This is a genomic window from Bradyrhizobium sp. DN3 (assembly GCF_041357655.1).
In the GTDB taxonomy this organism is placed as follows: domain Bacteria; phylum Pseudomonadota; class Alphaproteobacteria; order Rhizobiales; family Xanthobacteraceae; genus Bradyrhizobium.
In genome coordinates, this window is the sequence record NZ_JAULLN010000004.1 from 73,608 (window position 1) to 93,113 (window position 19,506).

The 19,506-nt window shown below is 63.0% G+C and carries 18 protein-coding genes and 2 pseudogenes; 4 read left to right on the top strand and 16 right to left on the bottom strand.

Annotation, left to right across the window (positions count from 1 at the left end; genetic code table 11):
* Positions 1-158: 158 nt before the first annotated feature.
* The 5 genes from AAE027_RS07610 to AAE027_RS07630 all read right to left on the bottom strand — a co-directional run bounded on the left by AAE027_RS07610 (position 159) and on the right by AAE027_RS07630 (position 6,332).
* Entirely contained in the window at positions 159-1,157 is a 999-nt protein-coding gene (locus tag AAE027_RS07610; protein ID WP_130212438.1) for a polyprenyl synthetase family protein, read from the bottom strand.
* Positions 1,158-1,285: 128 nt separating this feature from the next.
* Entirely contained in the window at positions 1,286-2,629 is a 1,344-nt protein-coding gene (locus tag AAE027_RS07615) for a cytochrome P450 (protein ID WP_370986073.1), read from the bottom strand.
* Entirely contained in the window at positions 2,629-3,474 is an 846-nt protein-coding gene (locus AAE027_RS07620; RefSeq protein WP_370986074.1) for an SDR family oxidoreductase, read from the bottom strand. The genes AAE027_RS07615 and AAE027_RS07620 overlap by 1 nt, the downstream gene beginning before the upstream one ends.
* Complete coding sequence (locus tag AAE027_RS07625) at positions 3,461-5,059, bottom strand: cytochrome P450 (RefSeq protein WP_370986075.1); 1,599 nt, start codon at positions 5,057-5,059, stop codon at positions 3,461-3,463. Before AAE027_RS07625 ends, AAE027_RS07620 begins: the two co-directional genes overlap by 14 nt.
* Positions 5,060-5,063: 4 nt before the next feature.
* A complete protein-coding gene (locus AAE027_RS07630) occupies positions 5,064-6,332 on the bottom strand; it encodes a cytochrome P450 (protein ID WP_370986076.1) in 1,269 nt (422 codons plus the stop codon).
* Positions 6,333-6,605: 273 nt separating this feature from the next.
* Between AAE027_RS07630 and AAE027_RS07635 the strand changes: the two genes are divergently transcribed.
* The 4 genes and pseudogenes from AAE027_RS07635 (at position 6,606) to AAE027_RS07650 (ending at position 9,763) form a co-directional block, all read left to right on the top strand.
* Positions 6,606-6,881 carry a recombinase family protein gene (locus AAE027_RS07635; RefSeq protein WP_084674817.1) on the top strand — a complete coding sequence of 92 codons (276 nt, stop codon included), beginning with the start codon at positions 6,606-6,608 and terminating at the stop codon, positions 6,879-6,881.
* A gap of 342 nt (positions 6,882-7,223) precedes the next feature.
* Positions 7,224-7,838: pseudogene (locus AAE027_RS07640) on the top strand (FMN-binding negative transcriptional regulator); the annotation flags it as partial.
* A gap of 495 nt (positions 7,839-8,333) precedes the next feature.
* Positions 8,334-8,555: an HAD family hydrolase gene (locus AAE027_RS07645; RefSeq protein WP_370986077.1), complete on the top strand. Its 222-nt coding sequence runs from the start codon at positions 8,334-8,336 to the stop codon at positions 8,553-8,555.
* Between the two features lie 299 nt (positions 8,556-8,854).
* A complete protein-coding gene (locus AAE027_RS07650; RefSeq protein ID WP_370986078.1) occupies positions 8,855-9,763 on the top strand; it encodes a TauD/TfdA dioxygenase family protein in 909 nt (302 codons plus the stop codon).
* A 188-nt stretch (positions 9,764-9,951) separates the two neighbouring features.
* On the opposite strand, the gene AAE027_RS07655 is transcribed toward AAE027_RS07650, so the two are convergent.
* From AAE027_RS07655 to trbB, 11 genes and pseudogenes are all read right to left on the bottom strand, one after another.
* Positions 9,952-10,194 carry a DUF2274 domain-containing protein gene (locus AAE027_RS07655; protein WP_370986079.1) on the bottom strand — a complete coding sequence of 81 codons (243 nt, stop codon included), beginning with the start codon at positions 10,192-10,194 and terminating at the stop codon, positions 9,952-9,954.
* A 4-nt stretch (positions 10,195-10,198) separates the two neighbouring features.
* On the bottom strand, positions 10,199-11,410 hold the full coding sequence (locus AAE027_RS07660; protein ID WP_370986080.1) for a TraB/TrbI/VirB10 family type IV secretion system protein: 1,212 nt from the start codon (positions 11,408-11,410) through the stop codon (positions 10,199-10,201).
* The gene (gene trbG / locus AAE027_RS07665) at positions 11,407-12,441 is read right to left on the bottom strand and encodes a P-type conjugative transfer protein TrbG (protein ID WP_165405222.1); all 1,035 of its coding nucleotides are present in this window, start codon (positions 12,439-12,441) and stop codon (positions 11,407-11,409) included. Before trbG ends, AAE027_RS07660 begins: the two co-directional genes overlap by 4 nt.
* Positions 12,438-13,121 carry a conjugal transfer protein TrbF gene (gene trbF, locus AAE027_RS07670; protein WP_370986081.1) on the bottom strand — a complete coding sequence of 228 codons (684 nt, stop codon included), beginning with the start codon at positions 13,119-13,121 and terminating at the stop codon, positions 12,438-12,440. Before trbF ends, trbG begins: the two co-directional genes overlap by 4 nt.
* A 95-nt stretch (positions 13,122-13,216) precedes the next feature.
* Positions 13,217-14,446 (bottom strand): P-type conjugative transfer protein TrbL, encoded by a 1,230-nt coding sequence (gene trbL, locus AAE027_RS07675; protein ID WP_370986082.1) that lies wholly within the window; start codon positions 14,444-14,446, stop codon positions 13,217-13,219.
* Positions 14,443-14,814 (bottom strand): putative entry exclusion protein TrbK-alt, encoded by a 372-nt coding sequence (gene trbK-alt / locus AAE027_RS07680; RefSeq protein ID WP_370986083.1) that lies wholly within the window; start codon positions 14,812-14,814, stop codon positions 14,443-14,445. The genes trbL and trbK-alt overlap by 4 nt, the downstream gene beginning before the upstream one ends.
* A complete protein-coding gene (trbJ, locus tag AAE027_RS07685; RefSeq protein ID WP_370986500.1) occupies positions 14,814-15,542 on the bottom strand; it encodes a P-type conjugative transfer protein TrbJ in 729 nt (242 codons plus the stop codon). The genes trbK-alt and trbJ overlap by 1 nt, the downstream gene beginning before the upstream one ends.
* On the bottom strand, positions 15,539-17,980 hold the full coding sequence (trbE, locus tag AAE027_RS07690) for a conjugal transfer protein TrbE (RefSeq protein ID WP_370986084.1): 2,442 nt from the start codon (positions 17,978-17,980) through the stop codon (positions 15,539-15,541). The genes trbJ and trbE overlap by 4 nt, the downstream gene beginning before the upstream one ends.
* Positions 17,981-17,990: 10 nt before the next feature.
* On the bottom strand, positions 17,991-18,254 hold the full coding sequence (locus tag AAE027_RS07695) for a VirB3 family type IV secretion system protein (protein ID WP_370986085.1): 264 nt from the start codon (positions 18,252-18,254) through the stop codon (positions 17,991-17,993).
* A complete protein-coding gene (locus AAE027_RS07700) occupies positions 18,254-18,580 on the bottom strand; it encodes a TrbC/VirB2 family type IV secretion system protein (protein ID WP_370986086.1) in 327 nt (108 codons plus the stop codon). The genes AAE027_RS07695 and AAE027_RS07700 overlap by 1 nt, the downstream gene beginning before the upstream one ends.
* Before the next feature lies 1 nt (position 18,581).
* Positions 18,582-19,495, bottom strand: a pseudogene (trbB, locus tag AAE027_RS07705) (P-type conjugative transfer ATPase TrbB).
* Positions 19,496-19,506: the final 11 nt, after the last annotated feature.

Below are 19,506 nucleotides of genomic sequence, written 5' to 3' on the forward strand. Positions count from 1 at the left end.
GCGCCGGTCCGCCGCATAGGCTTGGGCGCAGCGCGCAGCGTGCGCCGCGGCGGGTTACCGCTGCGATCGGCGCCGCGGACTCGGACACAGTGCAGCATGCACCTCTGCCGCCGGCCGATCGCAGCGGCACAGGGGCGACTCCATGCGGACGGGCGCGCTCATGCGCATGGCGCGTGCTTGAACAGATACGCGTTGGCCCGCTGTAGGAGTTGCGCCAACCGTTCCGCACGCGGCCCCAGCGGCGCGATGGCCTCCCCGGCATCGCGCAACAGATCCAGCGCGAACTGGTGTGCTGCCTGCAGTCCCATGATCGACGCGCAGGTCGGCTTCTGTGCCGCAGCGTCCTTGCCGGGGGTCTTGCCCAGCGTCGCGGTATCCGCTGTCACGTCGAGAATGTCGTCGATCACCTGCAACGCCAGGCCGAAACAGGCGCTGTAGTGATCGAGCGCACAGTACAGCGCAGCGTGCGCGACATCCTCCGCGACAGCGCATAGCGCGCCCATGCGAACGGACGCGCGCACTAGCGCTCCGCTCTTCATCCGGTGCATCGCCACGATCCTGTCCAGCTCGACGTGCTTTCCAACCAGCGACAGATCCATGGCCTGCCCGCCTGCGGCCCCCTCGGCGGACACCGCCTGCGCCAGTTCGCGCACGAGCGCGATACGGTTGTCGCCCGGCGCATCCAGGCTCGCCAGGGTCAGGAAGGCGTGCGCCTGCAGCGCATCGCCCACCAGGATCGCAGTAGCTTCGCCGAACTTGACGTGCACGGTCGGAAGGCCGCGGCGAAGCACGTCGTCGTCCATCGCGGGCAGATCGTCGTGGACCAGGGTACAGGCGTGCATCATCTCGATGGCGGCGCCGACGTCGTCGAGCATGTGCGCCGGCGTGTCGGCCAGTGCGCCGGCAGCCAGACAGAGCAAGGCGCGGGTGCGCTTCCCGCCATGCAGGGTGGCGTAGCGCATCGCCGCCATCAGCTCGGTCTCACCGTCACGTTCGGCGCAGAGAAGACGCGCCAGCACCTGTTCGACCCGCTTTGCGCCGTCCTGCATCCAGATCTCGGGCAGCAGCCCGCTGGATGCGTCGCGCGCCTGCGCGCCCAATCCGCCGAGCGCGGAATCACCAGTTCTGTCGTCCTGTAGCGTGGAACCGGTCTGCATGCTGTTCATGTCCTTGTCCCCGACAGGCGAGCCGCCGCGGTGTTGTCGGCGTCGCAGTGCGCGCCGAGTGCAGCAATGCCGCGCGTCGCCGGCGCCGCTGCCTCGCCACAGGGGCATGCGGTGCCAGCTCATGAGAATCCGATGCGGATAGTCATGGACGGATGTGCGGTCGGGTAATAGCGCCGGCCTTTTTCGACGCCGCTCAGCAAGCGCGGCCGCGCCCCGGCCTCGTGCATGGTCAGCGCCAAGGCGATGCAGAACTGCACCAGTTCCAACCATGCCAGGTGGTAGCCGATGCAGACGTGTGGGCCGGTACCGAACTGCAGCATGTCCACCGGCCGGATCGGCTCGGTGCGTTGCAACCACCGCGCCAAGCGAAACTGATCAGGCGCCTCGTGTAGCAGCGCCGAGGTCGAGAAATGCAGCAGCGGGATGCACAGATCGGTGCCCGCGGGAATGCGCCGTTGGCCGAGTCGCAATTCACGCAGTGCGCGACGCACCAGGAGCGGCGTCGCCGGATGCATGCGCAGCGTCTCGCGGAACAGCGCCTCGGCGACCGGACACTGCGCCAGGTCCGCGTGGTGGGTCGGCACCGCGCCCACGCGTTGCGCCTCCTCGACCAGGGCGTCCCACAGCCCAGGCTGCCGCGCCAGCTCGATCACCATCCAGGCCATCGTCGAGGCGGTGGTGTCGTGACCACCAAGCAGCAGCAAGCGGATATTGGCGACCAGGACCTCGTCGGCGAGCGCATCGTCGCTGCGATCGAAGGCGCTCACCATGTCGTTGATCAACCCGGTGCGCGCGGCATGTTCGCGCGCGTCGCGGACGAACTCGCGCAACCGCGCATCGATCCAGTCGCGGGCGGCGCGGCCGCGCCGCAAGGGCAGTCCGGGCAGGTCGACCGGGGGCGCGACGATCAACTGCAGCAGTTGCCGGTACTTGCGACGCCATTCCGGTAGGTCCTGCGCGGGGATTCCCATGAGGCTGAAGATGAGCTTGAGCATCAGATCGCCGGTTTCGCGCAGGATCGTTACGTCGCCGCGGTCGCGCCACCTCTGCACCCGCGCCCAGATGACGCGCGCGAACAGCTCGCCGATGCCGGCCTGGGTCAGCCCCATGGGCAGAAACGCCGTCTGGATCGCATCGCGCGCCTGACGGTGCGCGCCTCCGTCCTGGGCGACCAACGTTCCGCCAAACAATTCGGGCGCGATCTCTTCGATCAGTGCCGAGGACACGTCCTTGTGCCGGAGCAGTGCGAACGCATCCGGATCCACGCAGGTCATCAGGTGTCCGGCAGGGCCGAAATCCAGCCAGAAGTGGCTGCCCAGCGTCCGTTCCGCGCGCCGCAGCAGGCGCGGCAGGTCGCAGACGATGGCGGGAAGATGCCCGACCAAGGGGAAAGCGCCGGGCACGACCGGGATGTCGTGCCGCAGCCGATGCCGACGGTTCAGCGGGTTGAGCAGCATGTCCATCAGCAGCGCGGCGACGCGGCCGCTTCGGCGGTCTCGCCGGAAGGCCGCGCGGCGCGGCTGTTGCCACCGTCGGCGTACGTCGGCACATGCGCCAGCATGCCGCCGTCGATGCACACGACCTGGCCGGTGATGAACGCAGCATCGTCGGAGAGCAGGAACGCCACCAGCGCGGCCACGTCCTCGGGGCGGCCGACGCGCGGCAGGAGCTGGTGCCGGCGCAGATGCCGTTGCATGCACTCGTCCAGCTTGGCGAGGAGACGCTCGGTCATGATGAGACCCGGCGCAACCGCGTTGCAGCGGATCTGCGCATGACCGTACTGGGTGGCGAGCGAGACCGATAGCATGTTCATCGCCGCCTTCGACGCGGCGTAGGACGTCTGCGCGGTGTCACCGGTGAGCCCCTGGCACGACGACATGTTGACGATCGCGCCACCGCCGCGGGTGATCATCCGTGAGATGGCCTGCCGGCAGCAGAGCAACGTACCGCGCAGATTGGTCGCCATGGTCTGATCCCAGACCGCCAGGTCCAGGTCGAGGATCGCGCGGTCGCGCGGCGTCAGATGCATGGCGCTCGCGTTGTTCACCAGCAGGTCGACCCCACCGAAGTGCCGCTCCGCCGTCTCGAACAGCGCTGCCACCGCCTGCGCATCGGCGATGTCGATGGCCAGGGCTAGCGCGTGGCCCGCCTCGGCCGCGATTTGCGCGGTGCAGGCGATGGCCGCCGTGCCATCAATGTCGGCGACCACCACTCTGCCGCCCTCGCGCGCGATGGCGAGGGCGCATGCCTTGCCGATACCGGCGCCGGCGCCGGTCACCACGGCCACCTTGCCTTCAAACCGTCCCATCGTGTCCTCCTGGATTGCGTTGGTCTCTCGCGGCATGCCGCTCGGCCTCCGCCGGAGAAGGCGCACTGTCGGCGCTGGCGCGCTCGTCATCGCCAGCTTCGCTTTCGATGACCCGAATGGCGGCGACCGGGCACTGGCTGGCTGCGAGCCGCACGGCGGCGTGCAGCGCCTGCGGGACTGTCGCCCCGCACACTTCGGCCACGCCGTCCGGTTGGCGCTGGCGAAAGGTGCCCGGTAGCGTCAGCACGCACTGCCCGCTGGTTCCGCACAGATCCTGGTCGACCACGACGCACATCTCAGCCCCCTGCGCACGCAGCCGCACCGGCAGCGCGCGGAACGTCCTAAGGAACGCGGAGGGCTCCCGGGTCGGCTGCTCGGCCAATGCCAGCGTGGGGAAGCGCGCCTGAATCCGCGGCAAGCTCTCGGTCAACTGCACCCGGGCCAGTTGCGCACCGAGGCAGAAGTGGATGCCGTGGCCGAAGCTCAGCATGATCTTCCCGTCGGTCGACATGCCAGGACTGGTGCCGTAGAACCGCGCGGGATCGAAGCGGTCGGGATCGGCGAAGGCGTCAGGGTCGCGATTGCCGGACGCGATCAGCACGCGCACGTCCGCGTTCTTCGGGATCACCACGCCGCCCAGTTCGATGTCACGCTGGGCGATACGCGGAATGGAGCTGAACATGGCGGGCGCGTCGCAGCGCAGGACTTCTTCGACGAATGCCTTCACCCCCATGGCGTCTCCCTCCAGCCAGTGCCGCTGTCCGGGATACGCCAGCATCGCCAGGACCGCATGGTCGATGGTCGCAGCAGTGGTGGCGAAGCCGCCCAGCAGCATGCCCCACAACATGCTGATCAACTCCGCATCCGACAGCGTGTCGGCATCATCGTCGTGTGCGCCGACCAGCATCGACACGATGTCGTGGCGAGGATCGGTGCGCTTGCGCTGTATGAGACCGCCGAAGTAGGCCTTCACTCTGGCACTGGCCGCGTCCGCCGCGGCGAGCCGGGGATCGCTGGCGTGCGGGCTCAGGCCTTCCAGAATGGCGCCGATGCCGGCGGCGAGCCCGAACATGTCGTCCTGGGGCATGCCAAACAGTTCGGCGAAGACCAGCATGGGCAAGGCCAGCGCGAATTCCCGATGCAGGTCCACGGCCTCCCCACGCTCCAGCGCGGGCGCCATGCCATCCAGGCGCGCTGCGACGATGCGCGCGATGCTCGGCCGCAGGTTGTCGATCTGGCGCACGGTGAAATCGCGCGAGATCAGCCGGCGCAGACGCGTATGCGTCGGTGGGTCCTTCATCGCTAGCGTGGAGGCCAGCAGATTGAGCGACAAGCTGGTCGCCGCGTGCGGAAAATAGCGCGCCAGTTCACTCGGCGCAGGTCCCCGAAATGCATCGCCCGTGGCCTTGAGCGCCCAGTAGATGTCGGCGTGGCGGCTCAACAGAAAGAGGCCCGACGCCGCGCGATGCACCGGATCGTGCTCGCGCAACCACCGCATGAACGGATACGGATCGTGGATCCACGCCGGCGACGCCAGTTCGGCGAAGGCGTCCCGGCATCCTGCCGTGGTTTCTTGCACGTCCATTTGGTTACCTGTTGACTGGCTGATCTGACCGGTGCGCGGCAGGCGCGCCGACAAACCGCGGAGACGATCGCGATCCCCCAGCGGGGAACTCCTCGAACCCGCCAGTGATGATCTCCTTGCGCAACTTCAGTTCTTCCGGCGCTACCGCCAGGCGCAGCGCGGGAAAGCGCTGGAAGATCGAACCGAACACCGCCTTGAGTTCCAGTCTGGCCAGCGCCCCGCCGATGCAGGAGTGCGGCCCGTAGGAGAACGCCAGGTGCGGCTTTTCCTGGCGTCCGATGTCGAAGATTTCCGGGTCGTCGAAATGGCGCGGATCGAACGACGTTGCCGGCAGGCCGACCAGCACCTTGCTCTCCGCGGGAATATGCACGCCCGCGATGGTCACGTCGGTCCTCGGATAGCGCATGATGCCGTCCCACCCCGCGCCCGGCGGGTACATGCGCAGGATTTCCTCCACCGCCTTGTCCACCAGGGATGGATCGCCGACCAGGCGTTCGCGCTGTTGCGGATGGCGGAACATCGCCAGCAGGCCGAATTCGATCTGGGCGACGGTGCTCTCGTGCCCCGCCACCAGCATGCCCGCCGCCAGGCCGATTGCTTCTTCCTCGGTCGCCTTGCCCTGGTCGACCGCCGCGAGCAGATCCGTCAGCAGGTTGTCGCCCGGATCCTGGCGCTTGTCCCGCATCTTGCCGCGAATGTAGGCGCGCAGTTCTTCCCAGGCCAAGCGCGACGCGCTGCGCGGGCCGCTTTCCTGCTGGTGCGTCATCACCTCGTCGGACAGCCGCGCGAAAAAGGCGTGATCCTCGTAGAGCACGCCCATCAGCGCGCTGATGACCATGGCCGGAAGCGGAAAGGAGAGGTGGCGCCGCAAGTCGGCGGGCTGGCGCTGGGCCGCCAGGTTCTCGAACAACTGCGCAGCGATCGCCTCGACGTGCGGCGCCAGCAGCTTCACCCTGCGGTTGCTGAAGGCCGGCGCCACGAGCGTGCGTAACCGGACATGCTCGCCCCCCTCGTGCGAGACCAGCCACCCCGGCGAACCGAGAATCACCGAATCCGGGGTGAACGCCGTCGGCGGCATTCCCGCCGGCCGGAACGCCGCGTCGGACAGCGCCGCCTTGGCCTCGTCGTAGCCTGTCACCCACCAGCCTTCGTGCCCGGACGGGAAACGCACGCGGTGGATCGGACCGTTGCCGCGTAGCGCCAACATCTCCGGCGAGGGCTCAATGTGATCGACGCGCCACATCGGCAGCGCCGGCAGGGGTTGTTCGGACACGGTGGCACTTCACTCTCTAGGCGATGGAAGGGCGGAAGGTGCCCGCAGTCGCTGCGGGCAGGGGCTTCACGTGCGCTTGCGTTCACTTCTGTTCGTCGATGATGATCGGCGGGCAAGGCGGCCGAATCCTAGGGCCGCAAGTTGGCTTTAGCCATCTACCGAATCTTGTAGTAGCCCCCCTAAGCTAAACGCCTGGTGGCGCGAAAAAATATGCGAAAAACTCTGTCGCCACGCGCTACCATACGGAAACCTATTTCCGATGGGTATCCGCCTATGTTGGTTGGCTACATGCGCGTGTCGCCGGACTCCGACCGCCAGAACACGGACTTGCAGCGCGATGCGCTGCTCGCCGCCGGCGTTGATCCGCGTCACCTGTTCGAGGATCACGCCTCGGGCGCGAAGGATGACCGCACCGGCTTGGCGCGGGCGCTCGAATTCGTCCGGCCCGGCGACATGCTGGTCGTGTGGAAACTCGACCGTGTTTTAATGATGGGTTCGTTGCGATCACCTCCGACTTGTACCCATCGGCGCAGTTCATCGAGACGATGAAGACGTCTTTTGAGGTCGGCGTCGATCTTGCCGAGATCAAGGACTAGTTCGCCAAACGCGACTCGGTGCGCGTCGAAGGAGAGCTGCCGGATCGCCTCATACAGGCGACGCCGGGGTGAGATCTCTAAAGGCTCAGCCCGCAGGAGAATAGCTACGGAAACACCAACCCAACAGCAGCTCGACGGATTGAAGCGGCTGAGTGAAATCGCCCGCGTCCCAGATAAATCCGAAATCGTCACGTCAAAAGAGGAAGCGGAGAACCTCTACGGGAGCGACTGAAACTGGCAGTTTTCTAGCATATTGACTTGGGTTTATCTCGACGACCGGCAACGGAGAGCCTTCATGTACATACCACCCCACTTTCGAGATGACGACCTCGAGAACATTCGAGCGACAATCCGCTGCGCCCGATTGGCCAACCTGATCACAGCGACATCAGATGGGCCACTTGCGACGCCTCTTCCGCTCTTCCTCGATGAGAGCGAAGGCGAACACGGCACGCTGTACGGGCACCTGGCGAAGGGCAATCCGCAATGGCGCACGGCCCCGATCGGAGAAGCTCTGGCGATCTTTACTGGCGCGGAGGCTTATGTGACGCCATCCTGGTATCCTAGCAAGCGACAAGCTGAACATGTGGTGCCGACATGGAATTACATCGCGGTCCACGCCCATGGGCCGATTGAGTTCCTCGAGGATCCCAATCGCCTGCTTGAGATCGTGACGCGTCTGACGAATATCCATGAGACGTCACGTGCGACGCCCTGGGCCGTCAGCGATGCTCCCGCGGATTTCATCGCCGCCCAGTTGCGCGAAATCGTCGGCGTGCGCATCCCGATCACCATGGTCGAAGGCAAGCGCAAGATGAGCCAAAACCGCCCCGCGCCTGATCGCATTGGTGTCGCCACCGGCCTAGCGGCGAGCAAACTGGCACGGGACCAGGAAGTTGCAGCTCTTATCATGATTCAGGACCGAGACGATAATGTGCATGACTGCCGCCAACAGCGCCGCTCGACAGAGAGCGATCTTACATCTGCAGCTCTCACAGGCTCCAGCGGCATTAGTAGAGATTAACTCGGGCCATCAATTACCTCGCAAAATCCACTAACGGAACACTCTGCTCGGGCTTACTACACTGTGTAGACACTTGTCCGTATTCTGACAGAGGCACAAATCTCGTGTCAGGTCCAGTACAGCGCGCATAGTAAGCGGACTTTCGAAAGCCCATTCGGCGTTGTGGCTTGCCCAGCGCCGCCTGGCATGGCCATTGTTTAAAACAAATCGATCCAGAAACAGAGCCACAAAAGCAGCAATGCTCACGCTCTCCAAACCCCATCTCACGCTTGAAGAACGGTCAGCCGATTCAGCTCACTTACGCGCGTTGCACCCCTGACAATTCTGTTCGGACATATCCACTATGACCACCCCAAACATCTAGACCAGCAATTTAGGAGCATGAGCAAGCAAGAGCGGCTGCGCTTGTATATGCAGAGCACTGATCTATCCCCAGAAAGAACCTTCATCGTGGGCGATATGCCAGTTGAGACGGAAATTGCCCGCAATCTCGGACTTATCAACGTATCAATCGTGGGAGGATTTGTTTCCGAAGCGCGCTTGCGCGCGGCAGGGTCCGACTACATAATTCATGACCATCATGAATTATTACCAATTCTATAGAAGCATTGCTTTTTTTCAACGCAGTTGAGTGATTAGAAAGCAAAACTGAAGATCTGCCGTTGGCGCGCTCCTGCTATCCGCTTCGTCTTCACGATACGACATTCGAAGGGTGAGCTCGGCGATCGAGTTCTTTCGTCACTCGGCCCAACCATCGGCTCAGTTCGATGACTCGCGCCAAATAGCACGATTCGTTCAGTGCCCCTTGTCGGGCACATGCTCGTCTTTCGCTTGGCACGATGCTTGCTGAAGATCATTCGCTCCAAGGGCGAGGAAGAACTGCAAGGACTTGGAAAAGCAACATGAGCACAATGGCTTTGATCGGTGGCGTCATTCCGAGCACCGATGTTGTGAAACGTGCAGCGCGCATCGGTGCCGAAGTCAAAAATATCAGGCTATCAGGCGATCTACCGGATCACGCGATCGCTGGGATCAACAGCTTATTGCTCGAGCACAAGGTGATCTTCTTCCGCAATCAAGGACATCTCAATGACGCCGAGCAGGAGCGCTTTGCCGCTCGTCTCGGAAAGCTAGTGCCCCATCCGATGCTCGGTGCTACCAAGGGGATGGCGTCGCTCCTCGAACTGGACTCCACTCGTGGCGGCGGTCGCGCCGACGTTTGGCATGCGGATGGGACCTTCGCCGACGCCTATCCCAAGATTTTGGTCCTGCGGGCCGTTGTAATGCCAACGTTCGGAGGCGACACCGTGTGGTCGAACACAGCTGCCGCTTATCTTGGTTTGCCGCCGCCGCTACAACGGCTTGCCGAGGGCCTATGGGCCGTTCACAGCAACGTTTTCGATTACGCCGGGATTGCGCGTGTCCGCGAGGTCGACAAGAAACACTTTGACGAGGTGTTCACCAGAACGGTTTTTGAGACCGAGCATCCCGTCGTACGCGTCCACCCCGAAACAGGCGAGCGGACGCTAGTGCTCGGCGCCTTGGTGAAGCACTTTGTTGGGGTCCCCAAATACGACGGACAAAAGCTGTTCGATCTGTTCCAGTCTCACATCACCGCGCCCGAAAACACTGTGCGCTGGAACTGGTTAGAGGGCGATATTGCGATATGGGATAACCGCGCAACGCAGCATTACGCGGTCAACGATTACGGGGACCAGCATCGCGTCGTACGGCGGGCCACGATCGAGGGTGACGTGCCTGTCAGCGTCGATGGCCGGAGCAGTGTAACGCGCCTGAAGGTGACCGAATAGCTGCACGTCGACGCCCAGCGCTCTCGCGTCTGAAAACGAGAAAACCTGGTAATCGGAGTTGTTTCGCGCAGACGCGGGAATACACTTTCCGACACGATATCTCAGCGCTTAGCGCCAACTCGGCAGCGCCTAGGTTGATGGACGCAACTATTTAGCGTCGACCAACAGCTTCGAGGAAACCTTGAGCATCACAGTCCTTCGCCAGCGGCCGGTACGTGGCCTTCACGTTTCAGTTTAGAAAATCCTCGATCCGTGGCCATAAAGCGCGCCAACATGAGGGCGATGAGTTTAGTCGGATCGACCACCTGACCACCCTGACGCGTAAGCGCTTCTGCATATGCAATGAGATCACGATGCACGGCCGCAGGCAGCTCCGTACTCACTTTGACGGGCTTGTCGTCTGGAAGCTCTCCTATTTTGAGTTTTGGCATATTGTCACCCTCTATACGGCGTAAGTATGAGGTCATGATTGACAAGAACACGAACCGGGAAGCCAGGTCGCACGGTCAGAGTAGGCTGGATGCTGAGACTGCGGCGAACGACCTGCTGCCCGGTCTGGTTTAGTGAGTCCGAGGCGCCGTGTCGCAATGCCTGGATGATTGCGCTGTCGTTGCTGTTGGTGTCCGAGCCGGCACCCAGTTCGGTCCCGATCGCCAGAAACGTCGATAGTGCCGCAGCCTTGAACAACTCGCCCCAGTGATTGTCGACCTGATCTTCGAGACCTGCATACCCGGCAGTGTCAGCGCCAGGCTGCCGCTCGAGAACGATAGAACGTCCATTCGGCATAATCAGCCGTGTCCAGACGAGCAGGACGCGAGACTGGCCGAAAGTGACCTGGCTATCGTAGATGCCGATCAGACGCGCCCCCTGAGGGACAAGCAGAAAGCGGCCGGTCGGGGTGTCATATACGCTCTCGGTCACTTGGGCCGTAATTTGGCCTGGCAGGTCTGACCTGATGCCCGTGATCAAGGCTCCCGGAATGACCGTCCCAGCCTGCACGATATATGGTGAAGCCGGCCTGGTGACGCGGTCAGGGCTGACCGTGCGACGGTCTACCGAGGCGCTCACGAAGGCAAGCTTGCGGTCCTGACCATTCTGCCCAGATCCGTCGTCGCCAGCGCTCGTTGCGCTCGCCGGCAGGACACGCTCGCTTCCAACAGCCGTATCGGTGGGCGGACGCATTTCTCGTCCACTGGTCGAAGCGAAGAGATGGCTGATACGGGCTGCCTCCGTCTCTTGATCCCGGCGCTGCTGGTCCGGATCAGTGCCGATCGCCGGGGACTGGCCCTGAGCGGCAAGTATCGGTCGACCGAGGTCCCCGGGGAGCGGCGGACCAAGCTGCGGGATTGGTTGGCGCGGAACGCCAGCATAGTCCTTCGGCAGCGTGGTAATGCCGTCGGCAACATTGTGGTGGTCGGTACTGTAAAGCTCATCGGCCGCTTGACTACGGGAGCGATTGCTCTGTAGCGACCACAACACCGCTCCGCCGATGACAAGCAGGGCAACCGCGCCGCCGCCGGCCAAGACCTTCCGCGACAACCGCGTCACGCGCGGATGCTCTGCTCTCAAGCGGAAGCTTTCGGACTGTTCCCCTTGTGTCTCCGGCGGAACTGCTTGCTCGTGATCGTTTACATTCCGAGTGTTCATGACGACGGCCTCCCGTCGGTCCTGACAATACGGACCTTCTGCTGGTGCTCGCCGCCAAGCCGCAGTTCGGCGGCAGCAAAAAGCCGATCGACGATCAATACGTTACCGTAAGCGCGATAGTTGACGAGTTCGGTCTTGCCGTCTGCACCAATGACGAATAGCGGAGGCATCTCGCCCTGCACGATGCCTTGCGGGAATTCGACATAGACCTTGCGGCCATCGTCATATGCGGCGAGTGGACGCCAGGGAGGACTGTCCCCTTCGATAGCATAGCGGGAGATGCGCTGCGCCGGCTCCGGAAGAACGGGCTTCAGAGCGACCGAACGCGACCGTTCCCGTGCAGTTTCTGGATAGTACCAGGCAACAGACGGCATGTATGGCCGTTCGCGGGAGCGGAGCTCGATCAGGTAGGTGCGCCGATCGGTATTGACGACGAGATTGGTCTCGATCGATGCGCGCGTCGGCTTGACCAGGATATGGACGCGGCGCATGTCGCCATTCCCACTTTCGGTATCGCCCACGACCCATCGTACGGTATCTCCGGCCGCGATCGGCCCCGATCCCGTCAACTGCTCTCCTTCCTCGAGTGCGATATCCGTGATCTGCCCGGGTGCGGCATAAACCTGATAGAGCGCACCGGGGCTGTAAGCGTAGATCTGCGCCGCATTGAAATACCCGCGTTTGCGCGGCTCGACCCGCGCTGCGCTGTTTGCCATCTCAACCCGGCTCACGGGTTCGGGCTCTTCCTTTCCGGCCGACTTGCCGCCGAGAGTTGGCTTCCAGAGCGGTGGAACGTGAAGCGGCCGCGACCTGTCGTCCAGGGCCGCTGGCGCCGCCGGCAGCGCCGGGACCTCCGCGTCATAGCTGATCTCCGGCGGTATATAAGTCGCGCACCCGCCGAGCGCCGATGAACAAAGCAAGAGCACGGACAGGAGCGCTCGCTTTGAGCCCACGAACTCGGACCGAGGCGAATTGAGCTTACTGCGCGGGAGGGAACGCTTCGAATGAATGTCAGACGGCGTCTCGGTCACTGACTTAACTCCTTTGACCAGTTGATGGCGCGGACATAGACGCCAAGGGGATTCTTGCGCAGGCGTTCGGCATCGCGGGGTGTCTCGATCACGATCGAGAGAATCGCAGTCCAGCGCTCAGACGAGCTCAGCGAGCCGTTGTCGTAGACGCGCTGGGTCCACGCGACGCGAAAGCTCTCCGACGACGCGCGAATGACGCTCGAGACGTCCACTGAGATTTGGGCCTTGCCCAGCTTGGCAAAGGGGTCATTATTGCGCGCATAGTCGTTGAGCGCAGCGGCGCCGCGATCGGTCGTAAAATCATAGGCCCGGAGCCAATTCTGGCGCAGAACGATGCCGTCGGCCGGCAGACCTCTGACATCCTCGATAAAGCGCGCCAAATGGTAGGCGATCTGCGCATCAGTGGGCTGATAGTCGATGTTGGCCGGCGCAACCCTTTGAGCCTGGCCGAGATGGTCGACTTCGACCACCCAGGGCGTGATCGATCCTTGATTTGACTGCCAGACAAGCCCAACAGCGAGACCGGCTGAAAGCATCAAGCAGCCGAACGCCATCAGGCGCCAGTTCTTGGCTTGCAGGCGCGCTGATCCAATGCGTTCGTCCCAGACTTGCGCTGCTTTCTGATACGGTGTGACCGGTTCGGGCATGCGCCCATAGTGAACTGATGGTCGTTTGAACATCGATGATTGCCCCTAAGATCAAGTGATCGGTTTCTAGTCGTGCGGTATCTGCGTTTGAGACCCCCGCCGCGGTGGCGAAGGCGCAGTGTTTCGTGTCAGCGCTCTCCTTCAGACAAATCGACGGAAGAGCCGCTGCCACCGTGATCGCCTGAGCGGACCGCCTGGCCGGCTGCCGATGCACCGTGCCGAATGGTCTCGGCACGCTTCATTCGCCGCGCCCAGTTGGGCTGCCCTTCGGCAGAAGTGTTTGCGGCCTGCGCGCCGGCTTGCCCACCTCCGCCGAGCGCAGCCGCTGCACGACGCAACGGGCTCATAGCAGCGGAAGCGCCGGCGTCCGCGACGCCGGCAAGGCCGCCGCTTCGGTAGGCGGCTGATGCTCCGCTCATGACAGCGCCGCCACCGCGCGAGGCGCCTGCCATCGCGCCGCCAGCGAGACCAGTACCACCGGCGGCAAGACCCGCTCCCGCCGCAACAATGCCGCCGGCAGCAAGGCCTGTTCCAATTGCGGCGCCGGCGCCGAGTTGGGGTCCACCGGACACCAGGCCGTTTGCGATACCCGGACCGAAGATACCGAGACCCAGCAAGGAGAGCGCCGCGAGCACCAGCGTCATCGCGTCTTCGATGGTCGGCTGAGCGCGGCCGAAGCCTGCGGTGAACTGCGAAAACAGGGTCGCGCCGATCCCAACGATGACGGCCAGGACCAGGACCTTGATCCCTGAAGAGATGACGTTACCCAAGACCCGCTCCGCCGCGAAGGCGGTCTTGCCGAACAGTCCGAAGGGAATGAGCACGAAGCCGGCGAGCGTCGTGAGCTTGAACTCGATCAGGGTGACGAAGAGTTGGATCGCCAGAATGAAGAAGGCAAGCAACACCACGACCCAGGCGAACAGGAGAACGACGATCTGGACGAAATTCTCGAAGAAGCTGATGTAGCCCATCAGGTCGGAGATCGAATCGAGCAGCGGTCGGCCGGCGTCGAGTCCGACTTGAGCGATCTTTCCGGGTCTCAGAAAATCTGCAGCGGACAGGCTTGCACCCGATGCTTTCAGCCCAAGACCGGCGAAGCTCTCGAAGACGATGCGCGCCAGGCTGTTCCAGTTGCCGATAAGGTAGGCAAAAACGCCTACAAAGAGCGTCTTCTTGACGAGGCGCGCGATGATGTCTTCGTCCGGCCCCCAACTCCAGAACAACGCAGCAAGCGTGATGTCGATCGCGGCAAGGGTCGCTGCGAGATACCCGACGTCGCTACCGAGCAATCCGAAACCGTTGTCGATATAACGCGTGAACGTTTCCAGAAACTGGTCGATGACCCCCGTACCCGTCATGGCTTGCTCGCCTCGGGCGTCGCCGGTTGCGGATATCCTTGCGGGATCCGGCTCTGATCCTTTGGAGCGAGCGCCACGCCGGCGGCGGAATCGTCGTGGCCAGGAACTGCGCCACCGTCTTTCTTGCCAAAGAAGCGACGGCGGTTTTCGGCCCAAACTTGCTTGCAATGCTGATAGCCCGCTGCTTCCTCCGCAGTGACGCTGCGGCAGCGCGCGAGGTCAGAGCTGGTTGCTCCTGTCGTCTGCTCCGCCTTCGGCGGCGGAGGAGGATCGTCTCCGCCACGAAGCTGAATCGTGCAGGCAGCGACGGCCACTAGGCCGATTGTCGTAAGCAGCGACAGCGCCTTGAATGCCTTTACGTCGGCCATCAGTGGAACATCTGCACGTTGGAGGATTGATAGCCCTGTCCTGGCGTCAGGAATCGCCTGAGTTGCTCTCGTCCTTGATCCTGGGCCGAGGCGCGCTGAGCCGCTTCGAGGCTCTGCGCCCTGCCCTGCGCCGTCAGGACAGCGGTAAGGTCGGCAAGCTGCTGCGCGTTCAGCGCAAGAATCTGATTGCCAGCCTGCGTTGCCTGCAGAGCGCCGCTGGCGTCTTGGCTGGACGTTACGAGCGCGGACGTCTGGATACGATTGCTGTCGAGGTTGCCAACGATGCCGGCCTGGACGCGAAGCGCATCTTGTGTTGCCGCGTAAGTATTTTGCCACCGCGATTGAGCGTTGGTGACCAGCAACTGGCTGGATTGGTTGCCAGCGGCCGGCGCGTAGCTCGTCGAGAACGCGCGATCGATCTGCTGGACGTCGTAGGCAATGCGCTGGGCCTGCGCCAGCAATTGCTGGGTCCGCTGAATCGAGGATTGCAGTTGCTGCAGCGATGAGTATGGCAGCTTTGCCAGGTTCTTCGCCTGATTGATCAGCATCTGCGCCTCGTTCTGCAACGAGGTGATCTGATTATTGATCTGCTGGAGCTCCCGCTCGGCCGTCAGGACGCTCTGCACGTAATTGTTGGGATCGAAGACGATCAACGCCCGTGCGGGCACCGCGACGCCAAGCACCAGCGCGATAGTGCCAGCGGCCGCCAACAGACCAAGACGCTTCATAGCGATTTCTCCAGATTGACGAGATTGGGGATCAGGTCTATCGCCCAGGCGACGCCACGGTCCTGGAGCCATGCCGGCACGAAGCCGTCAGGTCCATGTTCGGCGAGGATCTGCGCGATGGCAGCCTGGTCGGATTTGGAAGAGGCTGCGGTGAAGGCCAGTGCAACCTCGCCAAGGCCTAGTTCGAACATCCGGTTGCCACGACGGGACTGGCAGTAATAGTCGCGCTTTGGCGTTGCCCGGCTCAGTAGCTCGATCTGGCGATCGTTGAGTCCGAAGCGACGGTAGATGGCAGTGATCTGCGGTTCGATCGCCCGTTCGTTCGGCAGCAACAGGCGCGTCGGGCAGCTTTCGATGATCGCCGGCGCGATTGCGGAGCCATCGATGTCGGAAAGCGACTGGGTGGCGAAGATGACGGACGCGTTCTTTTTCCGAAGCGTCTTCAGCCATTCCCGGAGTTGCCCCGCAAAATCTTCATCATCAAGGGCAAGCCAACCCTCGTCGACAATCAGGAGTGTCGGCCGGCCGTCGAGACGATCACCAATCCGATGGAAGAGGTACGCCAGCATGGCCGGCGCAGCACTCGTTCCTATCAAGCCTTCGGTCTCGAACGCCTGGACCGAGGCCTCGCCGAGGCGCTCGAATTCGGCATCAAGCAGGCGCCCGGAGGGACCGCCAAGGCAATAGGGCTGCAGTGCCCGCTTCAGGGAATTCGATTGAAGCAGAACAGACAAGCCCGTGAGGGTGCGTTCCTCCCTCGGCGCCGAAGCGAGCGACGTCAGCGCCGACCACAGGTGATCCTTGACCTCCGGAGTGATCTCGACCTTTTCCCGTGCCAGGATCGCGCCGATCCATTCCGTCGCCCATCCGCGCTCGGAAGGATCATCAATCCAGGCCAGCGGCTGCAGGGCGACGGGTTGTTCACCTCCGTCGGACAATGCGCCGCCGAGATCGTGCCAGTCGCCACCCATGGCGAGCGCGGCCGCCCGAATTGAACCGCCGAAATCGAACGCAAAGACCTGAGAGTTCGGGTAGCGCCTGAACTGTAACGCCATCAGCGCAAGCAGGACCGACTTGCCAGCACCTGTCGGCCCCACCACGAGGGTATGACCGACGTCACCGACGTGTAGGGAGAATCGGAAGGGCGTCGATCCCTCCGTCTTGCCGAACAGAAGGGGCGGACCCTTGAAGTGCAGATCCCTCGCCTCGCCAGCCCACACCGCCGACATCGGAATCATGTGGGCCAGATTGAGGGTCGAAACCGGTGGCTGCCGCACATTGGCGTAGACATGCCCTGGCAGGCTGCCGAGCCAGGCTTCGACGGCATTCACCGTCTCGATCATGCAGGTAAAATCGCGGCCCTGAATGACCTTCTCGACCAGGCGGAGCTTTTCATCGGCAGTATTAGGATCGCGGTCCCAGACGGTAATGGTCGCCGTGACAAAGGCTTGTCCGATCTGATCCGACCCCAGTTCCTGCAACGCCGCGTCGGCATCAAGCGCCTTGTTGTGGGCGTCGGTATCGAGCAGCGTCGATGCCTCGTTCGTCATGACCTCCTTGAGAATGGCGCCAATCGATTTTCGCTTGGCAAACCACTGCCGCCGAATCTTGGCCAGCAGCTTGATGGCGTCGGTCTTGTCGAGCATGATTGCGCGCGTCGACCAGCGATACGAGAATGCCAGACGATTCAGGTCGTCCAGGATTCCCGGCGTCGTCGCGCCCGGAAAGCCGACAATCGTCAGGACCCGGAGATTGGCCGAGCCCAACATCGGCTCTAACCCGCCGGTCAACGGCTGGTCGGCTAACAGCGCATCGATGTACATGGGAATTTCGGGCACTCGAACGCGGTGGCGCTTGATCGAGATCGTCGAGTGCAGGTAAGTCAGCGTATCCTGATCATCGAGCCAGGCGCATTCGGGCATGAACCCTTCGACGAGTTGAAGCACGCGGTTGGTTTGATCGACAAACGCGCCCAACACCTCCCGGGCATCTGCTCCAACGGTGCGGTCGCGACCTTCATATAGCAATCGCTCTGCCCTAGCGGCTCCCTCCTCCGGCGGCAGATAGAGGAAGGTCAAGAAGTAGCTAGACTCATAGTGGGCGCCCGCCTCTTCGAATTGAGCTCTGCGCTCGGCGTCGACCAGTGCAGACGCGACATCTGGAAAGGTGTTCGGCGGATAAGCACCCGCAAAATGGCGTTGCGCTTCAACGAAGACCGCCCAACCGGATCCCAGACGGCGCAGGGCGTTGTTCAGGCGACCGGCGACGGCGACGAGTTCGGCCGGCACTGCGCTATCGAGGTCAGGCCCTCGGAACTTCGCCGTCCGTTGGAACGAGCCATCCTTGTTCAGGACAATTCCTTCGTCGACGAGCGCTGCCCAAGGCAGGAAGTCGGCGAGGCGCTCGCTGGAATGGCGATATTCGGCAAGGTTCATCATGACAGAGGACTTAGGTGTTGAGATGTGCGGGAATGCGCAGATGCCGGCGCACCACATCGACGAAGGCGGGATCGCGCTTGGCAGCCCAGGCGGCGGCCATGTGGCCGATGAACCAGAGGACGAGACCCGCGATCCAGAGCCGCAGTCCAAGTCCAAGGGCTGCCGCAAGCGTGCCGTTGACGATCGCGACCGACCGTGGTGCGCCGCCCATCAGGATTGGCTCAGTGAGCGCGCGGTGAACCGGCACGACATAGCCTGCCACCTGCTCATCCATCAGATCACCACACCGCCGCCGAAGGAGAAGAACGACAGGAAGAAGCTTGAGGCCGCGAAGGCGATCGACAGACCGAACACGATCTGAATCAGCCTGCGGAAACCACCTGACGAGTCCCCGAACGCGAGCGTCAGCCCAGTCACCACGATGATGATGACAGCGATGATCTTGGCGACCGGCCCCTCGACCGACTGCAGAATCTGATTGAGTGGCTGCTCCCACGGCATGTTCGAGCCAGCAGCCCATGCCGGTGCCGACACCAAAAGAACCATCCCGAACGTGGCTAGTGAAGCGGCATCTCGACGAAAACGAAATTGCAGACGCATGTCAGTCTCCTGCTGATGAAAGGCTGTAGTCGCCTGCGGCTCCAAGCCCCGTGACGAGCGCGAGGTCAGCGAGGCGACGATCAGCGCCACGCCCCGCCAGCACGGCGACGAGGTTGATGGTCTCGGCGATCAGGGCGCGCGGAACCGTGATAACCGCTTCCTGGATGAGTTGCTCAAGCCGCCGCAGCGCGCCCAGCGCGCTACCCGCATGAATAGGCCGATGCCGCCGGGATGGCCTGTACCCCAAGCCTTGAGCAGATCGAGCGCCTCGGCACCTCGGACTTCGCCAATCGGGATGCGATCAGGACGTAGGCGCAGCGAGGACCGAACGAGGTCCGATAGCGTTGCCACGCCGTCTTTGGTCCGGAGCGCTACAAGATTGGGCGCTTTGCACTGAAGCTCGCGCGTATCTTCGATCAGCACGACCCGATCAGTAGTCTTTGCCACCTCGGCCAGGAGCGCATTCGTCAGTGTTGTTTTGCCGGTCGATGTCCCACCGGCGACGAGGATGTTCTTCCGTGCGGCGACCGCGTCCTTCAGGGTCCTGGCCTGCTCCGAGGTCATGATCCCCCTGGCGACGTAGTCGTCGAGCGTAAACACGGCCACGGCCGGTTTGCGGATAGCAAAGGCCGGTGCCGCAACGACCGGAGGCAACAGTCCTTCGAAGCGCTCGCCGGTCCCAGGCAATTCGGCCGAGACCCGCGGCGAGCCGGCATGCACCTCGGCACCGACGTGATGCGCGACCAGGCGAACAATGCGCTCACCATCCGCAGCCGACAAAGTTTCGCCTGTGTCGATCAGGCCATTCGACAGCCGGTCGATCCACAGGCGCCCATCTGGGTTGAGCATCACCTCGATGATCGCTTCATCTTCGAGGTAGCCGGCAATCGCCGAGCCAAGCGCGCTGCGCAGCATTCGCGCACTGC